Source organism: Roseovarius marisflavi (assembly GCF_900142625.1).
In the GTDB taxonomy this organism is placed as follows: Bacteria; Pseudomonadota; Alphaproteobacteria; order Rhodobacterales; family Rhodobacteraceae; genus Roseovarius; species Roseovarius marisflavi.
Map to the genome: position 1 here is coordinate 17,433 of NZ_FRBN01000018.1, position 20,678 is coordinate 38,110.

Genomic DNA, 20,678 nt, shown 5'->3' on the forward strand with positions numbered 1-20,678 from the left:
CATGCAAAAGGAGCCTGCAATGCGCCCCACCGATCACCTCAAGTCGCTGTGCCAGTCTGACTGGACTGCGGCCACCAGCCATGCCTTTACCAACGATCTGGTCGCGGGCACCCTGGCGCAGGACAAGATGCTGGCCTATCTGCGGCAGGATTACCTGTTCATCGACGGCTTCGTGCGGCTGTTGGCCTCGGCCATCGCACAGGCCCCAAGCCTTGGCGATGCGATCCCGGCGGCACAGTTTCTGGGGCTGATCTCGGGGCGCGAGAACACCTACTTCCTGCGCGCCATCCCCGCCCTTGGCGGCACACCCGAGCCACCAGCGCCCGCCCATCCGGTGACACAAGAGTTTCAGGCGTTGATGGCAAAGGCCGCCCGGTCGGGGCGGTACGAACAGATGCTTGCGGTGCTGGTCGTCGCGGAATGGTCCTATCTGAGCTGGGCCAGCCCGCATGCCGACAAGGCCGGGGACCTGCCGTTCTGGTTCGGCGAATGGATCACCTTGCATAGCGGTGCAGGGTTCGAAGGCGTGGTCACCTATCTGCGGGACCAGCTTGATCGCGCATGGGACGGGCTTGGCCCCGAGGACAGGCGCGCCGTGGAAGAGACATTCATCACCGCAACCCGCCTTGAGCGGGCGTTCTTTGATGCGGCCAGCATAGGGTATAAAACCGCATGATAGCGCGCGTCGCCACCATCGCCGCCTCGGCCACCCTCGCGCTTGTCCTCTGGCAGGCTCTAGTGACGCTGGCCGATCTGCCGCCCTTTATCTTGCCGGGGCCGGGGCGGGTGTTTGAAACCCTCTGGAAAAGCCGCGCATTGATCGCCCATCATGCCACCATCACCGGGGCCGAGGTCTTGCTTGGGCTGGCGTTGGGGGCGATCCTTGGCGGATTTTCAGCGATCGGGCTTGCCGCCTCGCCGATGGCGCGCCGGTTGATCCGTCCGATGATGGTGTTCAGCCAGTCGATCCCGGTCTTTGCCCTCGCACCGATTCTGACGCTCTGGCTGGGCTATGGGCTTTGGTCCAAAGTGGCGATGGCGCTTTTGATCATCTATTTTCCTGTTACGTCGGCGTTTTTTGACGCGTTGATGCGCACGCCCCAGCACTGGCTTGATCTGGGGCGGATCATGGGGGCGAATCGACACCGCCTTATGTGGCATATCCGGGTGCCTGCTGCCCTGCCCGGCTTTGCCTCGGGGTTGCGGCTGGCGGCGGTCTATGCCCCGATCGGGGCGATCATCGGCGAATGGGTCGGGGCCTCAAAGGGCCTTGGCTACCTCATGCTTCTGGCGAACGGGCGCGCCAAGATTGACCTCATGTTCGCGGCGCTGATCGTGCTGGCGGTTCTGACGCTCCTGCTGCATGCCGGGGTGGACCGGGCCTGTCGCAAATGGCTCGATGGCAAGGCTGCAAAGCATGGTCATGCCTAAGGCATGTGCAGCGCTGTGCAAGCCTTCTGCCCCATGATATGCACGCCCTGAAAGCGAGGGCACATGTCCAGACACCACGACCACACCACCAGCTTTGAGGGAATATCCGCCGATTACAAACGGCGGCTGTGGATCGTGATTGCCCTGAATGCAGCGATGTTTCTGGTCGAGATGAGCGCCGGGCACCTGGCGCAATCCCAGGCGCTTCAGGCCGACGCGCTTGATTTTCTCGGCGATGCTCTGACCTATGGCATCTCGCTTGCGGTGATTGGTAAAGCCGCCCGTGTTCGCAGCACCGTCGCCCTCGCCAAGGGCATAAGCCTTGCCCTCATGGGGGCGTGGGTGTTCGGCTCGACCCTCTACCGGGTGTTTTACCTCGGCCTGCCTGAGGCCTCGATCATGGGCAGTGTAGGGGTCTTGGCGCTCGCCACAAATGTTGCGAGTGTGCTTTTGCTGCTGCGCTACAAGGATGGGGATGCCAATGTGCGCTCGGTCTGGCTTTGCTCGCGTAATGACGCGATCGGCAATGTCGCGGTGATCATCGCCGCCCTCGCCGTCTGGGGCACGACAACAGGCTGGCCCGATGTGATCGTGGCGGCAGTGATGGCTGGGCTATTTCTGTCGTCTGCCTTTCAGATCGTCACCCAGGCCTGGCACGAACGTCGCCACGAAGCGTAACGCAGAAAATTCGACGAAAATATCGCCACTGCGTCGCAAGGCCACCTTTGAAATCTCGAAGGGCGCAATCACGCCGAAGCAGCGCGTTCCGCCAAGCCCTCACGAAGCGCCGCCGCCTCTGCCGTAAAATGACACCCGGTTGGCGCACACTCCGTGATCCGGTCGATCCGGAAATGCCTGAAATCCAGCCGCAGGGTGCACCAGGCAATCAGAATCACCACATCAATATAATAAATCAACGCCAAGGGTTGGATCGCCCTGCGACTTTGACGCTCTTCCAGATCGAGATAGGCAATTTCAATCTCGGCCTCATCGCGGATATATCGACGCAACTGCTCGGCATCGGCCCCATCCTGCGATATCCGGTTCCAGCCCGAAACATGCAGGGGCACCTGCGGCGCCTTGCCCGGCATCGCACTGGCGATCTTTTCCCCGGCCCGCCGCGCCGCGCGTTCAAGACCGGCATCCCCGGTACGATGCAACAAGGCCATGCCCACATAAAGCGCCTCAAGTTCCTCGGCGGCAAACATGAGCGGCGGCAAATCAAATCCCGCTCGCAGAACATAGCCGACACCGGCCTCCCCCTCGACGGGCACGCGCATCGCCTGAAGCGCGGCCACATCACGATAGATCGTGCGCGGAGTTACTTCCAGTTCATCAGCCAGCGCACGCGCTGTCACCGCTCCGCGCGCCGAGCGGAGAATCTGAATGATATCGAACATGCGGATCGAACGGGTCATGTCACCACCCTAGCACATCTGCTGACAGGATGCTGTCAGCATGGGGTCGCTATCCTGAAACCACATAAACAGGAGCTTCGGATGCTTGAAAACCACAACGCCAGAACCGGCCGCCTCCTCCCGGTCTGGACCATCGAAATCCAGACCCTTGCCGAAGATACCGACCGGCTTCTGGATGCGGTGAAGCAGGTCCACCCCCTGGGATATGGCCGCTATCAACGCAACGCGTCCATCTCGGCCGTCGGACGAGAAACCACCCAGCCCGAGCCCCGCTCCACCACAGCCAAGCATAAGGCCGGGTTTCGCGCGGGAACAACGGAAACCTACCCGATGGTCGAGCTGAAAATCTCGATCGAACGCAATCTGAAAGCGCTGGAACAGGTCATGGATGCCCTGATCGACGCCCATCACTACGAAGAACCCGTGATCTTTGTGCGGCAAGACTGGGCCAGCCGCGCCGCCTATGATCCCAACAGGAGCAATCCAAACCGCTGGTGGAACAATGGCCGCGGCCTGCCCAGCCCCCTGACATGAGAGAACCGCAACATGATCAAATACTACTATCCCAACGGCGACACCTGCTATCGTGCCCTGCACACGGCCCATGCGGTCTATCACAGCAAGGATGGCCGCCTGATCGCGCGCGCCATGCGGCCCGACAATTCCGAGCTTTACGAATTTGAAATCACCGCGTTCGAACTGGTCGAGCCCGGCGTTCGCTGTTTCTGAGCGGGAGACCCATCATGGTCATCAGCGGTAAACTCAACAAAAGCTTCACTGCCTTTATCACCCGCCAAACGATGTTCTTCGTCGCCACCGCCGATCACGATGGGCGCGTCAATCTATCGCCCAAGGGGATGGACAGGTTGAAAATTCACCGGCCCAACCGGATCACCTGGCTCAATCTCAGCGGGTCCGGCAATGAAACTGCGGCACATGTGGCGGCCACGGGACGGATGACGCTGATGTTCTGCGCCTTTGACGGCGATCCGCTGATCCTGCGAGTCTATGGTCAGGCCCGAGTCATCCACCCGCACGATCCTGACTGGCCGACCCTCGCCGAACCCTTCCCCGTGCTCCCCGGCAGCCGCCAGATCTTCGACCTTGGCATCGACCTGGTGCAGCCGTCCTGCGGCACCGGAGTTCCGGTGATGACATTCCAACGCTCGCGCGGCGAGACCGACCTGCTTCCATTTTATGACGAGATGGGCGAGGACGGCCTGCGCGCCTACCGGACCCGCAAGAATGCGCAGAGCATAGACGGCAAACCCACCGGGATCCTCGGGTAAAAAGGCCCGTCTTTCAAACAGGCCGGTCTTTCACCTTTCCCGAAATACTCCCGCCGGAGGCATCCCTGGCTGACCACCCGCAACTCGCCAGCCCTTATAGACCCCGCCCCTTTTGCGGGCGCGGGGTAGGCGGGCGGCACCAGCCTCAGAAATCCGTCGGTGCGCCACCTTCGGCCTTGCGCCGCTCGACAAAGGCCGCAAGCTCCTCGCGGATGCTCTCCTGCATTGGCGGCGCCTCAAAACTCGCGATGATTTCGAGATAGATCTGATGCGCCCGTGCCGGGGTCCAGACCGCCCCGGCGGCCTCCCATGCCTCATAGTTGCGCCAGTCGCTCAGGAAGGGCTGATAAAACGCGGTGGTATAGCGGTCCTGGGTGTGCTGAATGCCAAAGAAATGCCCCTGATCGCCCACTTCGCGAATGGCATCAATGGCAATGTCGTCGACACCTGTGGCAGTCAGCATCGGGTCCATATAGCGCTGGATATGCTGCAATATCTCGCAATCCATCACGAATTTCTCGGGGCTGGCGATCAAGCCGCCCTCAAGCCATCCGGCCGCGTGATAGACCATATGCGCGCCCGACTGCACCGCCGACCACAGGCTGTTCGAGGTCTCCCATATCGCCTGACCGTCGGGCACGTTGGCGGCGCAAACACCGCTTGCGCGCATCGGCAGCTTGTAGAATCGCGCCATCTGCCCGGTCATCTGGGTGGCGCGCATATATTCGGGGGTGCCAAAGGCGGGCGCACCTGATTTCATGTCGACATTGCTGGTGAACGTCCCGATGGCACAGGCCGCGCCGGGACGGATCAGCTGCGCCAGCACAACCGCGCAGAGCGCCTCGGCCAGCGATTGCGCAACCGCGCCCGCCATGGTGACCGGAGCCATCGCGCCGGCAAGGGTAAACGGCGTCACCACAAGCCCCTGATTGCGCCGCGCCATCCGCATCCAGCCATCGAGCATCGGAAAGTCATGCTTGAGCGGCGAGGTCGAGTTGATGTTGGTATACATCCGCGGTTTTTCTTCGAATTCCTCATGGCTGAGACCGCCCGCGATGCGCACCATTTCCATCACATCCTCGACCCGTTCCTTGCCAAGGCAATAGGCATGCGCCACCTTGTCAGTCAGCGTCAGCTTGTCATAAAGCACGTCCAGATGGCGGACACTGGCATGGATATCCTGAGGCTCGACCGGATAGCCGCCGACGAAATGCACACAGTTGAAATACTGGCTCAGCATCAGAAGGTGCTGACACATCTCGCGGGTGCCGGTCACCTTGCGGCCAATCTTCATGTCCCAATAACTGGGTGGCGAGGACACGTTGCCAAAGTTGAGGTGCCGCCCGCCAATGGTCAGGGTGTGATCGGGATTGCGCGGCGTGATCGTCCATTGCTCGGGGGCCAGGGCGATCGTCTCCATCACGAAATCGCGCCCCATCCGGACGTTTTCACCCTCGATGGTGCACCCGCCCGAGGCACGCAGGATCTCGACCGCTTCGGGATTGAGAAAGGTGATGCCGATCTCTTCGAGAATCCGCATCGCGCCGTTGTGAATGGCCTCTACCCCTGCCGGATCCAGAGGCTCTGTCGGGCGGTCGGTATTGATTGGTGGGTTCCAGGGCATCTGTTCGATGACCGCGCTGCCGCGCCGGGCCACACTGCCCGCGCGCCCGCCGCTGCGTGTTCTGCGTTTGAGATCTTCCGCCATGTCATGCTCTCCGCGTGCTCGTCTGATTTAACGAAACACCGCTCTTGCGGGGGCTACATGCCGCTTTGCGACTTATCCTGTCGTTTTTGCTGTTCGCGATCCCCTGCCGGTCACTCCGCCGCCCTCGCGGCCGCCCGCCGCCCGCTGAACCAGAGGTAAATGGCAAGGCTCACCACCACCACGGCACCCCCCAAAAGCATAAGCGGCGTCGGTGCCTCGCCGATCCCAAGCCAGACCCAAAGCGGCCCCAGAACCGTTTCAAGCAACAGCATAAGGCTGACATTCGAGGCATGGGTATAGCGCGAGGCCAGCGAGAGCGAAAAGAACGACACCGGCAAAATCACCAGACCGCAGATCGCAATCGCCCAGACCTGGCCCTGCATCATCGCGCCGCTTCCGGTGATTGTCGCGCCCGTGGCACCAGCAATCAGCGCACCAAGACCGATCACCAACAGGATCGGTATCTGTGGCTGGGCGCGCAGGATGACAAAGTTCATCGCCAGAACCATCGCCACGCCCAGGCCCGCCAAGGCCCCCAAAAGCGCCGCGCGATCAAGGCCGACGCGCGCACCCTCGCCGCCAAAAACCGCAAGGGCGATGCCCGCCATCACCACCGCAATCGTGACCCATGTGGCCGGGCGCGTCGGTTCCTTGATGATCAGGCGGGCAAAAAGCGCGGCAAAGACCGGCACCGTTGCCACCGAAAAGAGCACGATCGAGACCGGCGCATGGGCGATGCCAAGGCTGAACAGTGTCGCGTTGAGATACTGGCACACGAGGATCAGGGCGCCATAGCCGCTTGCCAGCACCGCAAGATCGCGCCGCCGCGTCTGGCTTGTCAGCGCCCAAAGCACAAGCATGACCGTGCCCATCAAAAGGCCGCGCCAGGCGACCATCTGATAGCCGCCCATCTCTGACAATCGCATGAACAACGCATCCGGCGTCAGGGTCAGCGCGCCAAACATGGCCAGAGCCAGACCAAACAGCGGGTGGCGCGTCATGCCCCAAGCCAGCCGGGGATATGTCCGATATCGGGAAAAACCACATCCGCCAACGGGGCAAGATCGGCCTCTTGGGCAGGGCCGGTCAGCACGCCAATGGTCTGCATGCCCGCGGCGCGCCCGGCCATGAGGTCATGGGTGCTGTCTCCGACCATGGCGATGCGGGCCGGATCAAGCGCCATCGCGTGCGCAAAGGCCAAAAGCGGCGCGGGCGAGGGTTTTGCCCCATGGCCGGAATCAAACCCGGCAATGAAATGGAAATGCCCGGCCACGCCCGCCGCCCCAAGATGCGCGCGCGCGCCGTGTTCGGTGTCGTTCGTCATCACACCAAGCCGCAGACCGGTCAGGGCCAGCCCCTCAAGAAAGGGGGCCAGCGGCACGGCGGGGGCCAGCGGCGCAAGGGCCGCAGATTGCATCAGATAGGTCTCGATCTCGTCCACCGTGCGCCGCAGCACGGCGCGCGCCAGACATTCCGCCGCCTCGCGATTGGTGCCTGCAATGATCGGGCTGGTCGGGCGAAACCGGCGCAGCGCAAGGTCGTAGTCGGCCGCATCGGCAATCCGCTGCATCAGGGGCGCGTCGCCCTCGGCAAGGTCAAGGATCACGCTATGGGCCCAGACACTCCAGGTGGCGTGAAAATCAAACAGCGTGCCATCCTTGTCAAACAGGATGCCATCGACCCGACGGGTTGACGCGGTGGCACTCATGTCCAGTTGATCTGTTCTGCGCCGGGCAAAACCACCCGTGCCATCATCGGGGTTTCATAGCTCAGGCCCTGCGTGTCGCAGAATTCCACAACCCAGGCATCGTCCATCATTAAGAAGTCTAAAACCGCGCCAAGGAATTCCGGCTCGGTGGCGCGCGCCCGCAAATCGGTCTCTGACGCGCCGCTTGCCCCTAAAAACACCGGCAAAAGCTCGTCATGCCCGGCCAGCCAGGCCAAAGCCTGCAATGCGATCGTCTCGGCGGATTCTTGCTTCATGTTCAACCAGGTTAATTCCGTGAAAGGTTTTCTTAACTTCTGACATGGATAGTCGAGCAAGCAAAAAGGGCAAGTCAGAAAGGCGCTGTGCCATGTCAGATAAAATTCTGATTGTCGATGATCTGGCCACCAACAGGATTGTCCTAAAGGTCAAACTGTCGGCGCCCCATTACGAGGTGGTCCAGGCCAGTTCGGCAACTGAGGCGTTGGCAATGGCCGCCAGCACCCGGCCCGACCTGATTCTGGCCAGTGCCCATCTGTCGGGCATGGCCGCCGCAGACTTCGTGATCGCTCTGCGCAAGATCAAAGACCTGACCACCACGCCGATCATCCTGTTGCAGACCCATTCCTGTGTGCATGAACGCCATGCGGTTCTGCGCGCGGGGGCCGATGACATTCTGACAAAACCGGTGCAAGAGCCGCTTTTGCTGGCGCGGCTGCGCAACCTTTTGCGCCAGCATCACAACAATCACGACCTGACCATGCAATCGGGCGCGCCCCATGTGCTTGGCTTTGCCGAGGCGCGGCGCGAATTTCAAAGACCGGGCCGTATCGCCATCGTTGCGCGCTCCAAGCCGGAGGCGCTCGCGCTTCAGGGGATGATGACCCAGGATTCGCCCCATCAGTTCAGCGCTTACGGGACCGAACAGGCCATGCCGATTGCCCCGGATCAGCAAATCCCGGATGTCTATCTTTTGCGGATCGGGCTTGCCGATGCCGAAGAGGGCTTGCGCCTTCTGGCCGAGCTCAAGGCCGCGCAGCGTACCCATTGCTGTCCGGTGATCGCGCTTTTGGATGGCGACACAAGCCCGCTTGCCGTCACCCTGCTGGATATGGGGGCGAATGACGTGATCATCGGTCTGGCGGACCGCGATGAACTTGCGCTTCGGATGGACAATCAGCTTTGCCACAAACGCTGGAGCAAGCAAATGCGCACACAGCTTTTGCTGGGCCTTCAGGCGGCTGTGGTCGATCCGCTGACCGGCGCCTATAACCGGCGCTATGCCCTGCCATTTCTGAACCGCCTGATTGAGGAAACGCGCCAGACCGAGGGCAGCTTTGCCGTCATGGTGGCCGACCTCGATTTCTTCAAACAGGTCAATGACCGCTATGGTCATGCCGCCGGCGACAGTGTTCTTTGCGCCGTGACCAATCAGCTTCGCGCGCATCTGCGCGAGGGCGACATGCTGGCGCGGATCGGCGGCGAGGAGTTTCTGATCGTGACCCCCGGCAGCAACCGCTTTCGCGCCCAGCAGACCGCCGACCGGCTCTGTCACGTGATCCGCCAGACACCAATCACCGTGCCGGGCCAGAGCGAGCCCCTGCACGTGACCATCAGCATCGGCGTGACAATGGCAACGCCCAGCGCTGCCTATGTCGCCCCGACCGTTGATCTTCTGCTTGATGAGGCCGATCGCGCGCTTTACCTGGCCAAGGCGCAGGGGCGCAACAAGGTAACCTTTTGCGCCCGCTCGGCGGCCTGAGGCGGGCAATCAACCGGTTTTTTCCTGACGAAAGGCGCGCGGCGACTGGCCCCATACCTCGATGAAGGCGCGGGTAAAGGCGCTGCGGCTGGTAAAGCCCACCATCTGTGCGATGCGTTTCACCGGCTCGCGGCGCTCGGTCAAAAGCTGCGCGGCGCGCGCAAGGCGAAGGGCGCGCAAAAACCCCATCGGCGCACGGCCGTAAGACATCTGAAACCGCTCGGCAAAGCGGGATCTGCTCATGCCCGCGACCTCGGCAAGCCCTTCCAGAGAATGCGCGGCGCCCGGATCATCCAGCATCGCGCGCAGGCTGCGCCACAGGCCCGGATCGGCCAGCGCGCCAAGCCAGAGAACCGCCGGGTCACCCGCATCCAGACGCTGGCGCAGCATCTCGATCACGCATTGCAACAACAGCACCCGGATCATCGCCCGCCGCCCGGTGCGCGGCTGCGTCACCTCGCCGACAAGGGCGTTGATCGCCTGCGCCGCCCCCGGCGCATCGCCAAGGTCAAGCGTCAGCGGCACACGCATCAGATCGACAAGCCCGTGGGTGTCGCGCAGGCCAAGCCGAACCGTCGAGCAGAGCACCACCATATTTCCACCGCCCTCGCCGCGCGCGACATGCTGTTCAAGATCAAGACCCGCAGGCTGGCAGACCGGCAATCCGACCTGACCACCGCCATGGTTGCGCAGCGAATGATGCAGACTTGAAGGCACAAGCACCAACCGCCCCGGCACCAGATCAATCGGCGGCAAGGATTGAAAGCTTAGCCGCCCCTGCCCGCCCAGCACATAATGCAAGGTCGCCCCCGGCGCACGCCCAAGGCCAAGCGTACAGGCCCCTTCAAGCGCGCAGATGGCAAAGGGATCGGCCTCGATGTCCAACTCGGTCAGGACACGGTCATGCGGGTCAGGGTTTGGATGGGTCATATGCATGGGAATATTTTGTCATGCCTTGGCAGGACTGGCACCAAAACTAATCGTGAAGCCACGTATTCAGGACGAAAAGGCACATCGGACCTGCCAGCTTAAGGCATGCGAAACCACGATTCAAAAAGGATGCCAAAATGTGCAATTGCAACGACCACGATCATGGACATGACCCAAGGTTCACCCGCCGCCAGGCCCTGACCGGCACCGCAGCGCTTGGTGCGGCCACCGCCGCCACCCTCGCCGCAGGCACCGCCGAGGCACAGGCCACAGACCCCTATGCGCCCCCCGCCGAACCGGCCCTGCCGCCAAGTGACATGGTGCTTGATCTGTCGCGCACGGCGCTTGTGGTCACCGACCCGCAGGTCGATTTCCTGTCGCCCGACGGGGTCACCTGGGGCGTGGTCGGCGAAAGCGTGACGCGCAACAAAACGGTTGAAAACATCGGCCGCCTGTTTCGCGCGGCCAAGGCCAAGGGCCTAACCGTGGCGATCTCGCCGCATTACTATTACCCCACTGATCACGGCTGGAAATTCGAAGGCGCGCTTGAAAAGCTGATGCACAAGATCGGCATGTTTGATCGTGCGGGGCCGCTGTCGCTCGACGGGTTCGAGGGATCTGGCGCCGACTATATGCCTGAATATAAAGAGTATATTCATGACGGCAAAACCATCATCTGTTCGCCGCACAAGGTGTATGGCCCCGAAACCAATGAGATGGTCCTGCAACTGCGCAAGCGCGGCATTGATCAGGTGATCCTTGCGGGCATGTCGGCCAATCTGTGCACCGAAAGCCATATGCGCGAGTTGCTTGAGCAGGGGTTCGAGGTGGCCGTGGTCTCAGATGGGACCGCCGCCGCGATGTTGCCCGAGGGCGACGGATATCTCGCCGCCCTGATCAACTTTCGCTACATGGCCAACGCCGTCTGGAGCACGGACGAGGTTGTCGAAAATCTGGGCTAACCTCTGCCCGGCCCGGCGCGCCCGTCTTCGGGGATGAGGGCGGCGCGCGCCTTGCCTGCACCTTCACCGGTGCAGGCATTTTCATTTGACCCAAACAGTCGTAACAGTTTGTCAAACACTCCATTTTGCAGGGATTTCACATGACTGACACGATGATCGGCGTAATCGGCGGCTCTGGCCTATACGAGATTGACGGGCTCGCGGATGCCACCTGGCAGGCCATTGAAACCCCGTGGGGGGCGCCTTCGGACCAAATCCTGACCGGCACGCTTGAGGGTGTCAAAATGGCGTTTTTGCCGCGCCATGGACGCGGTCATGTGCACTCGCCGACCACCGTGCCCTATCGTGCCAATATCGACGCGCTCAAGCGGCTTGGCGTCACCGATGTGATCAGCGTGTCGGCCTCTGGCTCGTTTCGCGAAGACATGGCGCCGGGCGATTTCGTCATCGTGGATCAGTTCATCGACCGCACCGTCGCGCGGGAAAGCTCATTCTTTGGCACCGGCTGCGTCGCCCATGTCAGCGTTGCGCATCCGACCTGTCCGCGCCTTGGTGCGGCCTGCGAAGAGGCGGCGCGCGCGGCAGGTGTCACCGTGCACACGGGCGGCACCTATCTGGCGATGGAAGGCCCGCAGTTTTCCACGCTGGCGGAATCGAAAATGTACCGCGAGGTCTGGGGCTGCGACGTGATCGGCATGACCAATATGCCCGAGGCGAAACTCGCCCGCGAGGCCGAGCTTTGCTATGCAAGCGTCGCGATGATCACCGATTACGATAGCTGGCACCCCGATCACGGCGAGGTCGATGTGACCGCCATCATCGCCACGCTTATGGGCAATGCCGACAAGGGCCGCGATATGGTGCGCCGCCTGCCGTCGCTTTTGGGCGCGGATCGCGCGCCCTGTCCGCATGGCTGTGACCGGGCGCTTGAATTCGCCATTCTCACCGCCCCCGAGGCCCGCGATGCGGCCCTCATGGCCAAGCTTGATGCGGTTGCGGGCCGTGTTCTGTAAAAAAAAGGGGAGTCTATCATGTCGCTTGATCTCTGGCTGACCTTCGTTGCCGCCTCGACCGCGCTTTTGCTCATTCCCGGCCCAACTGTTCTGTTGGTTCTAAGCTATGCCCTGTCACAGGGCCGACGGGTCGCGCTTGCCTCGGCCACGGGCGTGGCCCTGGGCGATCTGATCGCGATGACCGCCTCGCTTTTGGGGCTTGGCGCGTTGGTGCTGGCCTCGGCGACGCTTTTTACGCTGCTCAAATGGATTGGCGCGGCCTATCTGATCTGGATGGGGCTCAAGTTGCTGCGCACGCCGCGCATCGACGGGCTTGAGGCTGTAGCCACGCCCGACAGCACCCCGCGCAAGGTTCTGGCCCATGCCGCCGCCGTGACCGCGCTCAACCCCAAATCCATCGGGTTTTTCATCGCCTTCGTCCCGCAGTTCGTCACTCTTGATGCCCCGCTTGCCCCGCAATTCGCGATCCTGATCGCCACCTTCGTCGCGCTTGCCGCGCTCAATGCGCTTGCCTATGCCCTCTTGGCCGATCGCCTGCGCGCCACGATCAAGTGGCCCTCGGTGATCACATGGCTCACACGCTCGGGCGGCATGGCCTTGATCGGGATGGGGGTCATGACCGCAACCCTGCGCCGCGCCGGCTGACATCACCAAATCCGGTCACATCTTCGCGCGCGTAAGGCAATACAGGCCGCCAGGGCTATACCGGGTGGGGCAATGCATGCTCTGATAGCCCCATGAGCAATATTTTGCATCGCCTGAGTGACCCGAACCAGCGCCACAAGATGGGCCGCCGCTTTGAGGCCTTCACCGACGAGGTGTTTCAGGTCATTCGCTGGATTCTGCTGGTCGGCCTGGCCAGTTATCTGGCGCAAACCTATGATCCGCTGATTTTCGACGTGACCTATTGGTGCCTCGCGGCACTTCTCTTTGCCTATCTGGCCTCGCGCTTTCTGTTGCGCCCTGAAATTCCGTTTTTCGCCAATCCCACCACCCGCGTACAACGGCGTTTGCAAACGCTGCTGAATTTCATGGTCTGCGTGGTGATCTTCGCCCTTGTGCTTTGGGGCGTCAGCGCCCTCACGGAAGGTATCGCAGATTACCGTCGCGCGCTCTGAGGCCTTGCGCTTGCGCCCGCCTTGCGCCTAAACCCCGTCGCGACGCCACAATTCCGAAAGCCCCGCCAATGCCCAACACCAAAACCGTCAAGGATTACATTCGCACGATCAGGGATTTCCCCCACGAGGGGATCATGTTTCGCGATGTGACCACGCTTTTTGCCGATGCGCGCGGGTTCCGGATCGCCATTGACCAGATGCTGCAACCCTATGTCGGACAGCGGATCGACAAGGTCGTCGGCCTCGAGGCGCGCGGCTTTATCCTTGGCGGGGCCATCGCCCATCAGCTTTCCGTCGGCTTTGTTCCGATCCGAAAAAAGGGCAAGCTGCCCGCTGCGGTGATTTCCGAGGAGTACACGCTCGAATATGGCGAGGCGACCGTCGAGATTCACGATGACGCCATTCAGCCGGGCGAGAAGATCCTCGTGGTTGACGATCTTCTGGCCACCGGCGGCACCGCAGCGGCGGGCATTCGCCTGATCGAGAGGCTGGGCGGCGAAATCCTGAGCTGTGCCTTCATCATCGACCTGCCTGATCTTGGCGGGCGCGCCCGGCTGGAAACCATGGGCATGGATGTTCACGCACTCTGCGCGTTCGACGGGTTTTAGGCGTCTTTCATTGTTCCAGAAAAATACTCGAAATCCGGTGCTTATCCCGCCGCGCGGCCGCTGACCTTTTCAAGATGCGCCCGCATCTGTTCGGCCTCATAGCGCGCCTCGCGCAACCCGTCCATCGTGGCGGCAAGCTCGGCTTCGGTCTGGCTGAGCTGATTGGTCAGCTCGGCCTCGCGCTGTTGCAGATAGGTGATCGCCTGATCGCGGGTTTCCTCGGCCTCGTGAAGCTCCTGCGCCATACGCTCCAGCTCGCCCACATCAGAGCCCGCCACGCGGATGAAACGGTGGATCAGCCAATTCGCGAACCAGCCCATGCAAAACGCCACGAACAAGACGATGGCGGTGGCAATGATAAACTCAGTTCTGTTCATCGGTCGTGTCTTCCTAGTCCTGCACTTCGCTTCCTTCTTCCACCGGTTCTTCTAGGCTTTCAAGGCCTGTTTGCTCTTCCGGCACCGGCTCGGGGCGGATCAGGCGGAATTCGATCCGCCGGTTGGTCTCGCGCCCGTCCTCGGTGGCATTATCGGCAATCGGTTTGCTTTCGCCGTACCCCTTGGCGTCGATCGAGGATGTCAGAACCCGGCGCAGGCGCAATTCGTTCAGGACGGCGCGCGCGCGTTGCTCACTGAGCTGTTCGTTCATCTCTTCGCGGCCCTGGCTGTCGGTATGGCCGCCGATTTCCATGCGAATTTCGCCACAGCGCTTCAGGATCTCCGCGATATCATCCATGATCGCCGCGCCCGCGCTGTCGATCGTGGCCGAGCCCGGCTCGAAGTTGATCTTGCGGCCGGTTTGCACCTCGGCAATTTCGGCCTCGCATTCGTCGGCCGTGGGCAGGCCCGCCACCGGATCAAGCGCCGCCTTATAAGTCACGTCGATCGAAAACTGTTCTGAACCGCCAAGTTTTTCCGACAGGAATTGCGAAATCTGCGCGCTTGCGGTCTTGCGCCCGGTATTGCCCTGCACCGCAAGGGTATCCGGCGTCACCGTCACCGCCCCGTTCGACAGGTAAGAAAGGGCTTCAAGCGCCGTCAGAGCCCGCAACGGCCAGCTCTTCGGCAGGCCCTCGGCCACCCGCGCGGTGACATGCACCGCATCGGATGAAAACCGCGCCTTGGCAAAGCTGTCCACGGTGTCGCGTGTGGCCTCGCTGTTCACCCGCCCGCGGATCAGAACCTGCCCCTCGGGCGACAGCGTGGCGATGAATTCAGGCACCACCGGCGCGTCGGCATTCGGCGGCGGCGGCAGTGTCGCCTGCAAGGCAAAGACCTCGGGCAAATCGGCCTCAAGCTGGCCGACCACATCGTCAAACTCTCCCTGCGGCGTGCCTTGTGGCGCCCAGAGCGCGATATCGGCATCCGAGAAGGTCACGCTGCCGCCCTCAAGCTTGCCAACAGCGGCAATCGCCAATTCGGCCGCATGCGCCCATTGTGGCGAGGGCACGCCCATGCCGATCACGCAATCGGCCTTGGTCTGAAGACCGGCCTGCCCTGCAGCGCGCAAAATCTGCTCGCGCGCCTCTTCGGTATCGGCCGAGCAGGCATCAAACCGCGCGCGCCCGTCTTCGATCAAAAAGCGCAGGGTGAACGGCGTGATCACCGGACGCGGCGCCGAGATAGCGAGCGCAAGGCGCACACCATCCGGCGCGCCACGCGCCAGATCGGTTTCGACCCGGCGTTGTGCCTCGGGGCTGTCGACCATGGCGGTGATTTCAACCCGCTCGGCGCTGACCGAAATCTTGGTGCGCAGCAGCTTGCCAAGCGAGCGCACCGCATAGTCAAGCGCATCGGGCCATGTCTCGGGATAGGGATAATCCGCCACATCCAGCAGATCGGCCACCGGGGCCCCATCCGTGGCCTTGGCAATACCGGCCAAAAGCTCGTTGCGGTCCGTGGCGCTTGGCACCAGCCCGATCAGGGAAATGCCCCGGTCGTTGCGCAATATCTCGATCGAGAACCGCGGCGGCGCGATATCGGCGGCATCCTGAACCAGCATCTGGTCAATCACCCGCGCGGCATCAACAATCGTGCCCGCCACCGACAGCGCCTTGAAGCGCGCGGCTTCGGTCGGGGCCGTGCCCGCCAGAAACACCTGAAGCCCGTCGGTATCGACCTCGGCCCAGACCATGTCTTGCAGATCGAGCGTATCACGCACCGCGCGGCGCGATCCGTCTTCGATGGCGCTGACCGCGAATCCGGCGGCAACCACACATAAAACGGCCGCTCCGAAAAACGCTGCGGCAATCGTGAAAACTGAGGATAAACGCATGAGGTTCTGGCCGGTCCTTGTTCCCTGGGCTTTGTCTTTAGGCCGCTGCCCGCACAAGATCAATCACAGCAGCAGGGCGACGGCGAAAAACGGCACAGGCAAAAGCCCCGCATCCCGGTTCGAGCGGAACAACATCAAAAGCCGCGATGTGTCATCAAGCTTGAGCTGGCGCATCTGCCATTGCATGTGCCAGCCCATCGCCCAGGGCCCGCAGAGCGCCACCAAAAGCGCGAGTGGTCGCCCATCTGGCACCGCCAAGATGACCGCAACCGCCATGATCGACACCGAGATAACGAGAAACCACCGCAACCAGCGCGGCGAATTTTCCCCAAACAGCCGCGCCGTCGATTTCACCCCGATCAAGGCATCATCCTCGGCGTCCTGATGGGCATAGATCGTGTCATAAAACAACGTCCAGGCGATCCCGGCGAGGTACAGCAACACCGCCGGCGCTTCTAGCCGACCGGTGTGTGCGGTCCAGGCCAGCAACGCGCCCCAGTTGAACGCCAGCCCCAGAAACACCTGCGGCCACCAGGTAAACCGCTTGGCAAAGGGATAGACCGCAACCGGCAAAAGCGACAAAACGCCAAGCGCAATGGCGGCCAGATTAAAGGTCAAAAGGATGCCAAACGCCACCAGCGCCTGCGCGGCGAGCCATACCAAAGCGCCCCTGACGCTGACCTGACCCGACGGGATAGGCCGCGATGCGGTGCGCGCCACCGAGCCGTCGATATGGCGGTCGGTGATGTCGTTCCACGTGCAACCCGCCCCGCGCATCAGGAAGGCCCCAATCGCGCAGCCCGCAAAAATCCAGAGATCATGCCAGCCCGCGCGCCCGTCGCTCAGCATCGCAAGCATCAGCCCCCACCAGCACGGCAACAGCAAAAGCCAGGTCCCGATTGGCCGGTCCGCCCGCGCCAGGCGGAGATAGGGGCGCGTCGCGGCGGGGGCAAGACGGTCCACCCAATTGCCGCGATAGGCATCGGCCACCTGTCCGGCATTCTCGCCCACGGCCTCTGGCGTCTGGTTGTTTCCGGTCATATGTTGGCCTCATGAAAACGGCTAAGATCAGACTTTATGTAGAGCACCCTTTGGGGCAAGGGCAAACGGTTCCTCTGGACCGCGACCAGGCGCACTACCTTTTCGGGGTGATGCGACAGGGCGCGGGGGATCCGGTTTTGCTGTTCAACGGCACCGATGGCGAATGGCGCGCCACCGTGGCCGAGGCCGGTAAGCGCGGCGGCCTGCTCAGGGCCGAAGAGCAGACCCGCGCACAACGCGATCCGCCCGATCTCTGGCTGCTGTTTGCGCCGATCAAAAAGGCGCGCACCGATTTCATCGTCGAAAAGGCCGCCGAGATGGGCGCGGCGCGCATCCTGCCGGTGCAGACCGAATTCACCAATTCCGAACGCATCCGACAGGATCGCCTTCAGGCCCATGCTCTCGAGGCCGCCGAGCAATGCGGCGGCACCTTTGTGCCCGAGGTTTGCGGGTTGCAGAAACTCGACCGGCTGATCGCGGACTGGCCCGCCGGGCGACAGCTGATGTTTTGCGACGAGGCGCTTGCGGGCGGCTCTTCCGCCCTGACAGGCGGCCTCGCAAAGGGCGCGCCCTGGGCCATCCTCATCGGGCCGGAGGGCGGGTTTTCCGAGGCCGAACGCACCCGCCTTCATGCCCTGCACTTTGCCCATGCCATTGCCCTTGGCCCGCGCATCCTGCGCGCTGACACCGCCGCCGTCGCCGCCATGACCCTCTGGCAACAGGCTTTGGGGGATTGGGCATGAATATGGTCCCGACCATCAAGCTGCACCTGTTTTTCGCGCGCGACAACAGCCGCGCCGTGATCTTGCGACAGGGACCGAGCAAGCGCTATCGCATGATCCTGTGGGACCGCCAGACCAACCGCTTTGAGGACGGTCAGTGGCTTGACCACAAAGTATACGTTGAACGCTGCAACCTCTCGCCCGATGGAAAACATTTCATTTACTTCGCCCTCGACGGCCGATGGAGGAGCGAAGGCAAGGGCAGTTACAGCGCCATCTCGCGCCCGCCCTATTTCACCGCTCTGGCCCTTTTTCCACAGGGGCACACCTGGGGCGGCGGAGGCTCATTCATTGATAACGCTCACTATATCGTCGCGGGCGAGGGTGACATCATCGGTCGGGCCTCGGGCCTGAAACGCATCCGGGAATACGATGACAGGCTTCGGCAATCTGAAAAAGCAGAGCAGACCACGCCGTCGGACCGCTTTGAAAACGACCTTTATCATACCGAACAGGGCCGCCTGTACCTGCGCAAGGCGCAGGAGCTTACCCTGATCCGCGACTTCACGGATATGGCGTTCACGCCGATCCGCGCGCCCTATGACTGGCGCGAGGCGGATCACCCCATCCCGTCACAGTCACCACGGCAATTGTGCGACGGGGATCGATCATGAGCTTCATGCGCCCCGAAGCGCGCGCCGCCCTCTGGCGCTGGCGCGAGGTTCTGGTGGGCGTTGCAACCCTCGCCATCGGCCTGTGGTGGGCACTCACCACCATCGGCCTCTTGCAGTGGCTTGGCTATGTCGTTCTTGTCCTCGCCGCCGCCATCCTTGCCGCAGGCCTGCAACGCGCCCGCTTTCGCGCCGGGTCTGGCGGGCCGGGCGTGGTGCGCGTTGATGAGGGCCAGGTGGCCTATTTCGGCCCGCTGACCGGCGGGGTTGTGGCGATGGGCGATCTGAGCACCCTCAAGCTTGATCCGCGTTCGCGCCCCGCCCATTGGCTCCTGAGCCAGCCGGGCCAGCCCGAGCTTGCCATCCCGCTGACTGCTGAAGGCGCCGAGGCGCTGTTTGACGCCTTTGCCACCCTGCCCGGCATTCGCACCGAACATATGCTCGCCCAGATGCGCCGCCCTTCCGATCAAGTGGTCGTGATCTGGCAAAAGCCTCAAACCGCCGCCTCACACCTAAGGCTGCATTGACACTCTGCGCGCAAAAGGCCACTTGTGTTTCCCAACCCTAGGTGACCCGATCAGGAGGCCCGATCATGTCCATTCCACAATCCGGCGGCGGGCCGATTGAACATCACGACCAGCTTGCCGAGTATATGGCGAGCGGCTGCAAGCCCAAAGACGACTGGCGCATCGGCACCGAGCACGAGAAATTCGGCTATTGCAAGGACACGCTCAAACCGATCCCCTACGAGGGAGAGCGCAGCATTCTCGCGGTGCTTGAGGGGTTGCGCGACGGCCACGGCTGGGCGCCGGTGGAAGAGGGCGGCAAGCTTATCGGGCTTGAAAAAGACGGCGCCAATGTCTCGCTTGAACCGGGCGGTCAGCTTGAGCTTTCGGGCGCGCCGGTCGAAACCATCCACGAGACCTGCGACGAGGTGAACGCCCACCTGCGCGACGTCAAGGATATCGCCGACAAGGTCGGCGTCGGCTTTATCGGCCTTGGCGCCGCCCCGGTCTGGACCCACGAGCAGATGCCGCTGATGCCCAAGGGCCGCTACAAGCTGATGGACAGCTACATGCAGACCGTCGGCACCATGGGCCAGACGATGATGCGCCGCACCTGCACCGTTCAGGTCAACCTCGATTTCAGCTCCGAAGCCGACATGGTCCAGAAATTCCGCGTCGCCCTTGCGTTGCAACCGGTGGCCACCGCCCTGTTTGCCAATTCGCCGTTCTTCGAGGGCAAACCCAACGGCCATAAATCATGGCGCGCGCGGGTCTGGCGCGATCTTGATCCGGCACGTACCGGCATGTTGCCTTTTGTCTTTGACGAGGGCTTCGGATTTGAACAATACGCCGATTACGCGCTCGATGTGCCGATGTATTTCGTCTATCGTGACGGCAAATACATCAACGCTCTCGGCCAATCCTTCCGCGATTTCCTGCGCGGCGAATTGCCCGCCCTGCCGGGTGAAAAACCCACGCTCTCGGATTGGGCCGATCACCTGACCACGATCTTCCCCGAGGCGCGGATCAAGAAATTCATGGAAATGCGCGGCGCCGATGGCGGCCCCTGGCGTCGGCTTTGCGCCCTGCCGGCCTTCTGGGTCGGGCTGATGTATGACCAATCTTCGCTCGATGCGGCCTGGGATATTTGCAAATCATGGGACGCCGAAACCCGCAAGGGCCTGCGCGTCGCCGCAAGCGTCGATGGTCTTCAGGCCAAGGTCAACGGCATCGGCCTGCACGACATCGCCCGCGAGGCCGTAGCAATCTCGAATGCCGGCCTCAAGGCGCGCGCGCGCTCGGGCGGCGGCGGCATGATCCCGGACGAGACCCACTTCCTCAATGCCCTGAATGAAAGCATAGAGACCGGCAAAACCCCGGCCGACGAACTGCTCGAGCATTTCCACGGCGACTGGAACGGTAACCTTGACCGTATCTACGCCGAATACAGCTACTGAACGGGGCTTCTTCTTGCCGGAAAATATCCCGGGGAGTGTGAGGGGCAGCGCCCCTCGCGCCGC

The 20,678-nt window shown here is 62.4% G+C and carries 25 protein-coding genes; 16 read left to right on the top strand and 9 right to left on the bottom strand.

Features of this window, described 5'->3' with window-relative positions:
- Nucleotides 1-19: 19 nt before the first annotated feature.
- The 3 genes from BUB78_RS14425 (at nt 20) to BUB78_RS14435 (ending at nt 2,109) form a co-directional block, all read left to right on the top strand.
- Nucleotides 20-676: a TenA family protein gene (locus BUB78_RS14425; RefSeq protein WP_073199154.1), complete on the top strand. Its 657-nt coding sequence runs from the start codon at nt 20-22 to the stop codon at nt 674-676.
- A complete protein-coding gene (locus BUB78_RS14430; protein ID WP_073199155.1) occupies nt 673-1,431 on the top strand; it encodes an ABC transporter permease in 759 nt (252 codons plus the stop codon). Before BUB78_RS14425 ends, BUB78_RS14430 begins: the two co-directional genes overlap by 4 nt.
- A 63-nt stretch (nt 1,432-1,494) precedes the next feature.
- A complete protein-coding gene (locus tag BUB78_RS14435) occupies nt 1,495-2,109 on the top strand; it encodes a cation efflux transmembrane domain-containing protein (protein WP_073199157.1) in 615 nt (204 codons plus the stop codon).
- Between the two features lie 68 nt (nt 2,110-2,177).
- On the opposite strand, the gene BUB78_RS14440 is transcribed toward BUB78_RS14435, so the two are convergent.
- Nucleotides 2,178-2,849, bottom strand: coding sequence for a helix-turn-helix transcriptional regulator (locus BUB78_RS14440; RefSeq protein ID WP_073199159.1), 672 nt, complete (start codon nt 2,847-2,849; stop codon nt 2,178-2,180).
- Between the two features lie 81 nt (nt 2,850-2,930).
- On the opposite strand from BUB78_RS14440, the gene BUB78_RS14445 reads away from it, so the two are divergent.
- Genes BUB78_RS14445 through BUB78_RS14455 form a run of 3 tightly spaced genes read left to right on the top strand, consistent with a single transcriptional unit; the run spans nt 2,931 to nt 4,138 of the window.
- Complete coding sequence (locus BUB78_RS14445) at nt 2,931-3,383, top strand: YqfO family protein (RefSeq protein WP_220084013.1); 453 nt, start codon at nt 2,931-2,933, stop codon at nt 3,381-3,383.
- Nucleotides 3,384-3,395: 12 nt separating this feature from the next.
- On the top strand, nt 3,396-3,578 hold the full coding sequence (locus BUB78_RS14450; RefSeq protein WP_073199161.1) for a hypothetical protein: 183 nt from the start codon (nt 3,396-3,398) through the stop codon (nt 3,576-3,578).
- 14 nt (nt 3,579-3,592) lie between these two features.
- Nucleotides 3,593-4,138: a pyridoxamine 5'-phosphate oxidase family protein gene (locus BUB78_RS14455; protein ID WP_073199163.1), complete on the top strand. Its 546-nt coding sequence runs from the start codon at nt 3,593-3,595 to the stop codon at nt 4,136-4,138.
- A gap of 145 nt (nt 4,139-4,283) precedes the next feature.
- Here BUB78_RS14455 and BUB78_RS14460 read toward each other — a convergent pair whose 3' ends face one another.
- From BUB78_RS14460 to BUB78_RS14475, 4 genes are all read right to left on the bottom strand, one after another.
- A complete protein-coding gene (locus BUB78_RS14460; RefSeq protein ID WP_073199165.1) occupies nt 4,284-5,846 on the bottom strand; it encodes a trimethylamine methyltransferase family protein in 1,563 nt (520 codons plus the stop codon).
- A 110-nt stretch (nt 5,847-5,956) separates the two neighbouring features.
- On the bottom strand, nt 5,957-6,847 hold the full coding sequence (locus BUB78_RS14465) for a DMT family transporter (RefSeq protein ID WP_073199167.1): 891 nt from the start codon (nt 6,845-6,847) through the stop codon (nt 5,957-5,959).
- Nucleotides 6,844-7,554: an HAD family hydrolase gene (locus BUB78_RS14470; protein WP_073199169.1), complete on the bottom strand. Its 711-nt coding sequence runs from the start codon at nt 7,552-7,554 to the stop codon at nt 6,844-6,846. Before BUB78_RS14470 ends, BUB78_RS14465 begins: the two co-directional genes overlap by 4 nt.
- Nucleotides 7,551-7,829, bottom strand: a complete 279-nt coding sequence (locus BUB78_RS14475) for a DUF3572 domain-containing protein (protein ID WP_139279360.1) — start codon at nt 7,827-7,829, stop codon at nt 7,551-7,553. Before BUB78_RS14475 ends, BUB78_RS14470 begins: the two co-directional genes overlap by 4 nt.
- Nucleotides 7,830-7,921: 92 nt before the next feature.
- On the opposite strand from BUB78_RS14475, the gene BUB78_RS14480 reads away from it, so the two are divergent.
- Complete coding sequence (locus tag BUB78_RS14480) at nt 7,922-9,313, top strand: diguanylate cyclase (RefSeq protein WP_245813497.1); 1,392 nt, start codon at nt 7,922-7,924, stop codon at nt 9,311-9,313.
- A gap of 9 nt (nt 9,314-9,322) precedes the next feature.
- Here BUB78_RS14480 and BUB78_RS14485 read toward each other — a convergent pair whose 3' ends face one another.
- On the bottom strand, nt 9,323-10,243 hold the full coding sequence (locus BUB78_RS14485) for a helix-turn-helix domain-containing protein (protein ID WP_245813498.1): 921 nt from the start codon (nt 10,241-10,243) through the stop codon (nt 9,323-9,325).
- Between the two features lie 137 nt (nt 10,244-10,380).
- On the opposite strand from BUB78_RS14485, the gene BUB78_RS14490 reads away from it, so the two are divergent.
- From BUB78_RS14490 to BUB78_RS14510, 5 genes are all read left to right on the top strand, one after another.
- Nucleotides 10,381-11,205 (top strand): cysteine hydrolase family protein, encoded by an 825-nt coding sequence (locus BUB78_RS14490; RefSeq protein WP_073199177.1) that lies wholly within the window; start codon nt 10,381-10,383, stop codon nt 11,203-11,205.
- 140 nt (nt 11,206-11,345) lie between these two features.
- The gene (locus BUB78_RS14495; protein WP_073199179.1) at nt 11,346-12,218 is read left to right on the top strand and encodes an S-methyl-5'-thioadenosine phosphorylase; all 873 of its coding nucleotides are present in this window, start codon (nt 11,346-11,348) and stop codon (nt 12,216-12,218) included.
- An 18-nt stretch (nt 12,219-12,236) separates the two neighbouring features.
- Nucleotides 12,237-12,863 (top strand): LysE family translocator, encoded by a 627-nt coding sequence (locus tag BUB78_RS14500; RefSeq protein WP_073199181.1) that lies wholly within the window; start codon nt 12,237-12,239, stop codon nt 12,861-12,863.
- Nucleotides 12,864-12,955: 92 nt separating this feature from the next.
- Entirely contained in the window at nt 12,956-13,336 is a 381-nt protein-coding gene (locus BUB78_RS14505) for a hypothetical protein (protein WP_073199184.1), read from the top strand.
- Nucleotides 13,337-13,404: 68 nt separating this feature from the next.
- The gene (locus BUB78_RS14510; protein ID WP_073199186.1) at nt 13,405-13,944 is read left to right on the top strand and encodes an adenine phosphoribosyltransferase; all 540 of its coding nucleotides are present in this window, start codon (nt 13,405-13,407) and stop codon (nt 13,942-13,944) included.
- A gap of 41 nt (nt 13,945-13,985) precedes the next feature.
- Here BUB78_RS14510 and BUB78_RS14515 read toward each other — a convergent pair whose 3' ends face one another.
- The 3 genes from BUB78_RS14515 to ubiA all read right to left on the bottom strand — a co-directional run bounded on the left by BUB78_RS14515 (nt 13,986) and on the right by ubiA (nt 17,259).
- Complete coding sequence (locus BUB78_RS14515) at nt 13,986-14,321, bottom strand: hypothetical protein (RefSeq protein WP_073199188.1); 336 nt, start codon at nt 14,319-14,321, stop codon at nt 13,986-13,988.
- 13 nt (nt 14,322-14,334) lie between these two features.
- Entirely contained in the window at nt 14,335-16,218 is a 1,884-nt protein-coding gene (locus BUB78_RS14520; RefSeq protein WP_073199190.1) for an OmpA family protein, read from the bottom strand.
- A 63-nt stretch (nt 16,219-16,281) separates the two neighbouring features.
- The gene (gene ubiA, locus BUB78_RS14525) at nt 16,282-17,259 is read right to left on the bottom strand and encodes a 4-hydroxybenzoate octaprenyltransferase (RefSeq protein ID WP_073199192.1); all 978 of its coding nucleotides are present in this window, start codon (nt 17,257-17,259) and stop codon (nt 16,282-16,284) included.
- Between the two features lie 11 nt (nt 17,260-17,270).
- Between ubiA and BUB78_RS14530 the strand changes: the two genes are divergently transcribed.
- The 4 genes from BUB78_RS14530 to BUB78_RS14545 all read left to right on the top strand — a co-directional run bounded on the left by BUB78_RS14530 (nt 17,271) and on the right by BUB78_RS14545 (nt 20,615).
- Nucleotides 17,271-18,002: a 16S rRNA (uracil(1498)-N(3))-methyltransferase gene (locus BUB78_RS14530; protein WP_073199194.1), complete on the top strand. Its 732-nt coding sequence runs from the start codon at nt 17,271-17,273 to the stop codon at nt 18,000-18,002.
- The gene (locus BUB78_RS14535; protein WP_073199196.1) at nt 17,999-18,655 is read left to right on the top strand and encodes a hypothetical protein; all 657 of its coding nucleotides are present in this window, start codon (nt 17,999-18,001) and stop codon (nt 18,653-18,655) included. The genes BUB78_RS14530 and BUB78_RS14535 overlap by 4 nt, the downstream gene beginning before the upstream one ends.
- On the top strand, nt 18,652-19,179 hold the full coding sequence (locus BUB78_RS14540; RefSeq protein ID WP_073199198.1) for a hypothetical protein: 528 nt from the start codon (nt 18,652-18,654) through the stop codon (nt 19,177-19,179). The genes BUB78_RS14535 and BUB78_RS14540 overlap by 4 nt, the downstream gene beginning before the upstream one ends.
- A 65-nt stretch (nt 19,180-19,244) precedes the next feature.
- A complete protein-coding gene (locus BUB78_RS14545) occupies nt 19,245-20,615 on the top strand; it encodes a glutamate--cysteine ligase (protein ID WP_073199200.1) in 1,371 nt (456 codons plus the stop codon).
- Nucleotides 20,616-20,678 lie beyond the last annotated feature (63 nt).

Coding starts and splice junctions, on each gene's coding strand:
- BUB78_RS14445 (WP_220084013.1), top strand. CDS start 2,931: ATGCTTGAAAACCACAACGCCAGAACCGGCCGCCTCCTCCCGGTCTGG.
- BUB78_RS14465 (WP_073199167.1), bottom strand. CDS start 6,847: ATGACGCGCCACCCGCTGTTTGGTCTGGCTCTGGCCATGTTTGGCGCG.
- BUB78_RS14460 (WP_073199165.1), bottom strand. CDS start 5,846: ATGGCGGAAGATCTCAAACGCAGAACACGCAGCGGCGGGCGCGCGGGC.
- BUB78_RS14500 (WP_073199181.1), top strand. CDS start 12,237: ATGTCGCTTGATCTCTGGCTGACCTTCGTTGCCGCCTCGACCGCGCTT.
- BUB78_RS14470 (WP_073199169.1), bottom strand. CDS start 7,554: ATGAGTGCCACCGCGTCAACCCGTCGGGTCGATGGCATCCTGTTTGAC.
- BUB78_RS14510 (WP_073199186.1), top strand. CDS start 13,405: ATGCCCAACACCAAAACCGTCAAGGATTACATTCGCACGATCAGGGAT.
- BUB78_RS14425 (WP_073199154.1), top strand. CDS start 20: ATGCGCCCCACCGATCACCTCAAGTCGCTGTGCCAGTCTGACTGGACT.
- BUB78_RS14440 (WP_073199159.1), bottom strand. CDS start 2,849: ATGACCCGTTCGATCCGCATGTTCGATATCATTCAGATTCTCCGCTCG.
- BUB78_RS14540 (WP_073199198.1), top strand. CDS start 18,652: ATGAGCTTCATGCGCCCCGAAGCGCGCGCCGCCCTCTGGCGCTGGCGC.
- BUB78_RS14535 (WP_073199196.1), top strand. CDS start 17,999: ATGAATATGGTCCCGACCATCAAGCTGCACCTGTTTTTCGCGCGCGAC.
- ubiA (WP_073199192.1), bottom strand. CDS start 17,259: ATGACCGGAAACAACCAGACGCCAGAGGCCGTGGGCGAGAATGCCGGA.
- BUB78_RS14450 (WP_073199161.1), top strand. CDS start 3,396: ATGATCAAATACTACTATCCCAACGGCGACACCTGCTATCGTGCCCTG.
- BUB78_RS14480 (WP_245813497.1), top strand. CDS start 7,922: ATGTCAGATAAAATTCTGATTGTCGATGATCTGGCCACCAACAGGATT.
- BUB78_RS14430 (WP_073199155.1), top strand. CDS start 673: ATGATAGCGCGCGTCGCCACCATCGCCGCCTCGGCCACCCTCGCGCTT.
- BUB78_RS14435 (WP_073199157.1), top strand. CDS start 1,495: ATGTCCAGACACCACGACCACACCACCAGCTTTGAGGGAATATCCGCC.
- BUB78_RS14520 (WP_073199190.1), bottom strand. CDS start 16,218: ATGCGTTTATCCTCAGTTTTCACGATTGCCGCAGCGTTTTTCGGAGCG.
- BUB78_RS14505 (WP_073199184.1), top strand. CDS start 12,956: ATGAGCAATATTTTGCATCGCCTGAGTGACCCGAACCAGCGCCACAAG.
- BUB78_RS14490 (WP_073199177.1), top strand. CDS start 10,381: ATGTGCAATTGCAACGACCACGATCATGGACATGACCCAAGGTTCACC.
- BUB78_RS14545 (WP_073199200.1), top strand. CDS start 19,245: ATGTCCATTCCACAATCCGGCGGCGGGCCGATTGAACATCACGACCAG.
- BUB78_RS14475 (WP_139279360.1), bottom strand. CDS start 7,829: ATGAAGCAAGAATCCGCCGAGACGATCGCATTGCAGGCTTTGGCCTGG.
- BUB78_RS14485 (WP_245813498.1), bottom strand. CDS start 10,243: ATGACCCATCCAAACCCTGACCCGCATGACCGTGTCCTGACCGAGTTG.
- BUB78_RS14455 (WP_073199163.1), top strand. CDS start 3,593: ATGGTCATCAGCGGTAAACTCAACAAAAGCTTCACTGCCTTTATCACC.
- BUB78_RS14530 (WP_073199194.1), top strand. CDS start 17,271: ATGAAAACGGCTAAGATCAGACTTTATGTAGAGCACCCTTTGGGGCAA.
- BUB78_RS14515 (WP_073199188.1), bottom strand. CDS start 14,321: ATGAACAGAACTGAGTTTATCATTGCCACCGCCATCGTCTTGTTCGTG.
- BUB78_RS14495 (WP_073199179.1), top strand. CDS start 11,346: ATGACTGACACGATGATCGGCGTAATCGGCGGCTCTGGCCTATACGAG.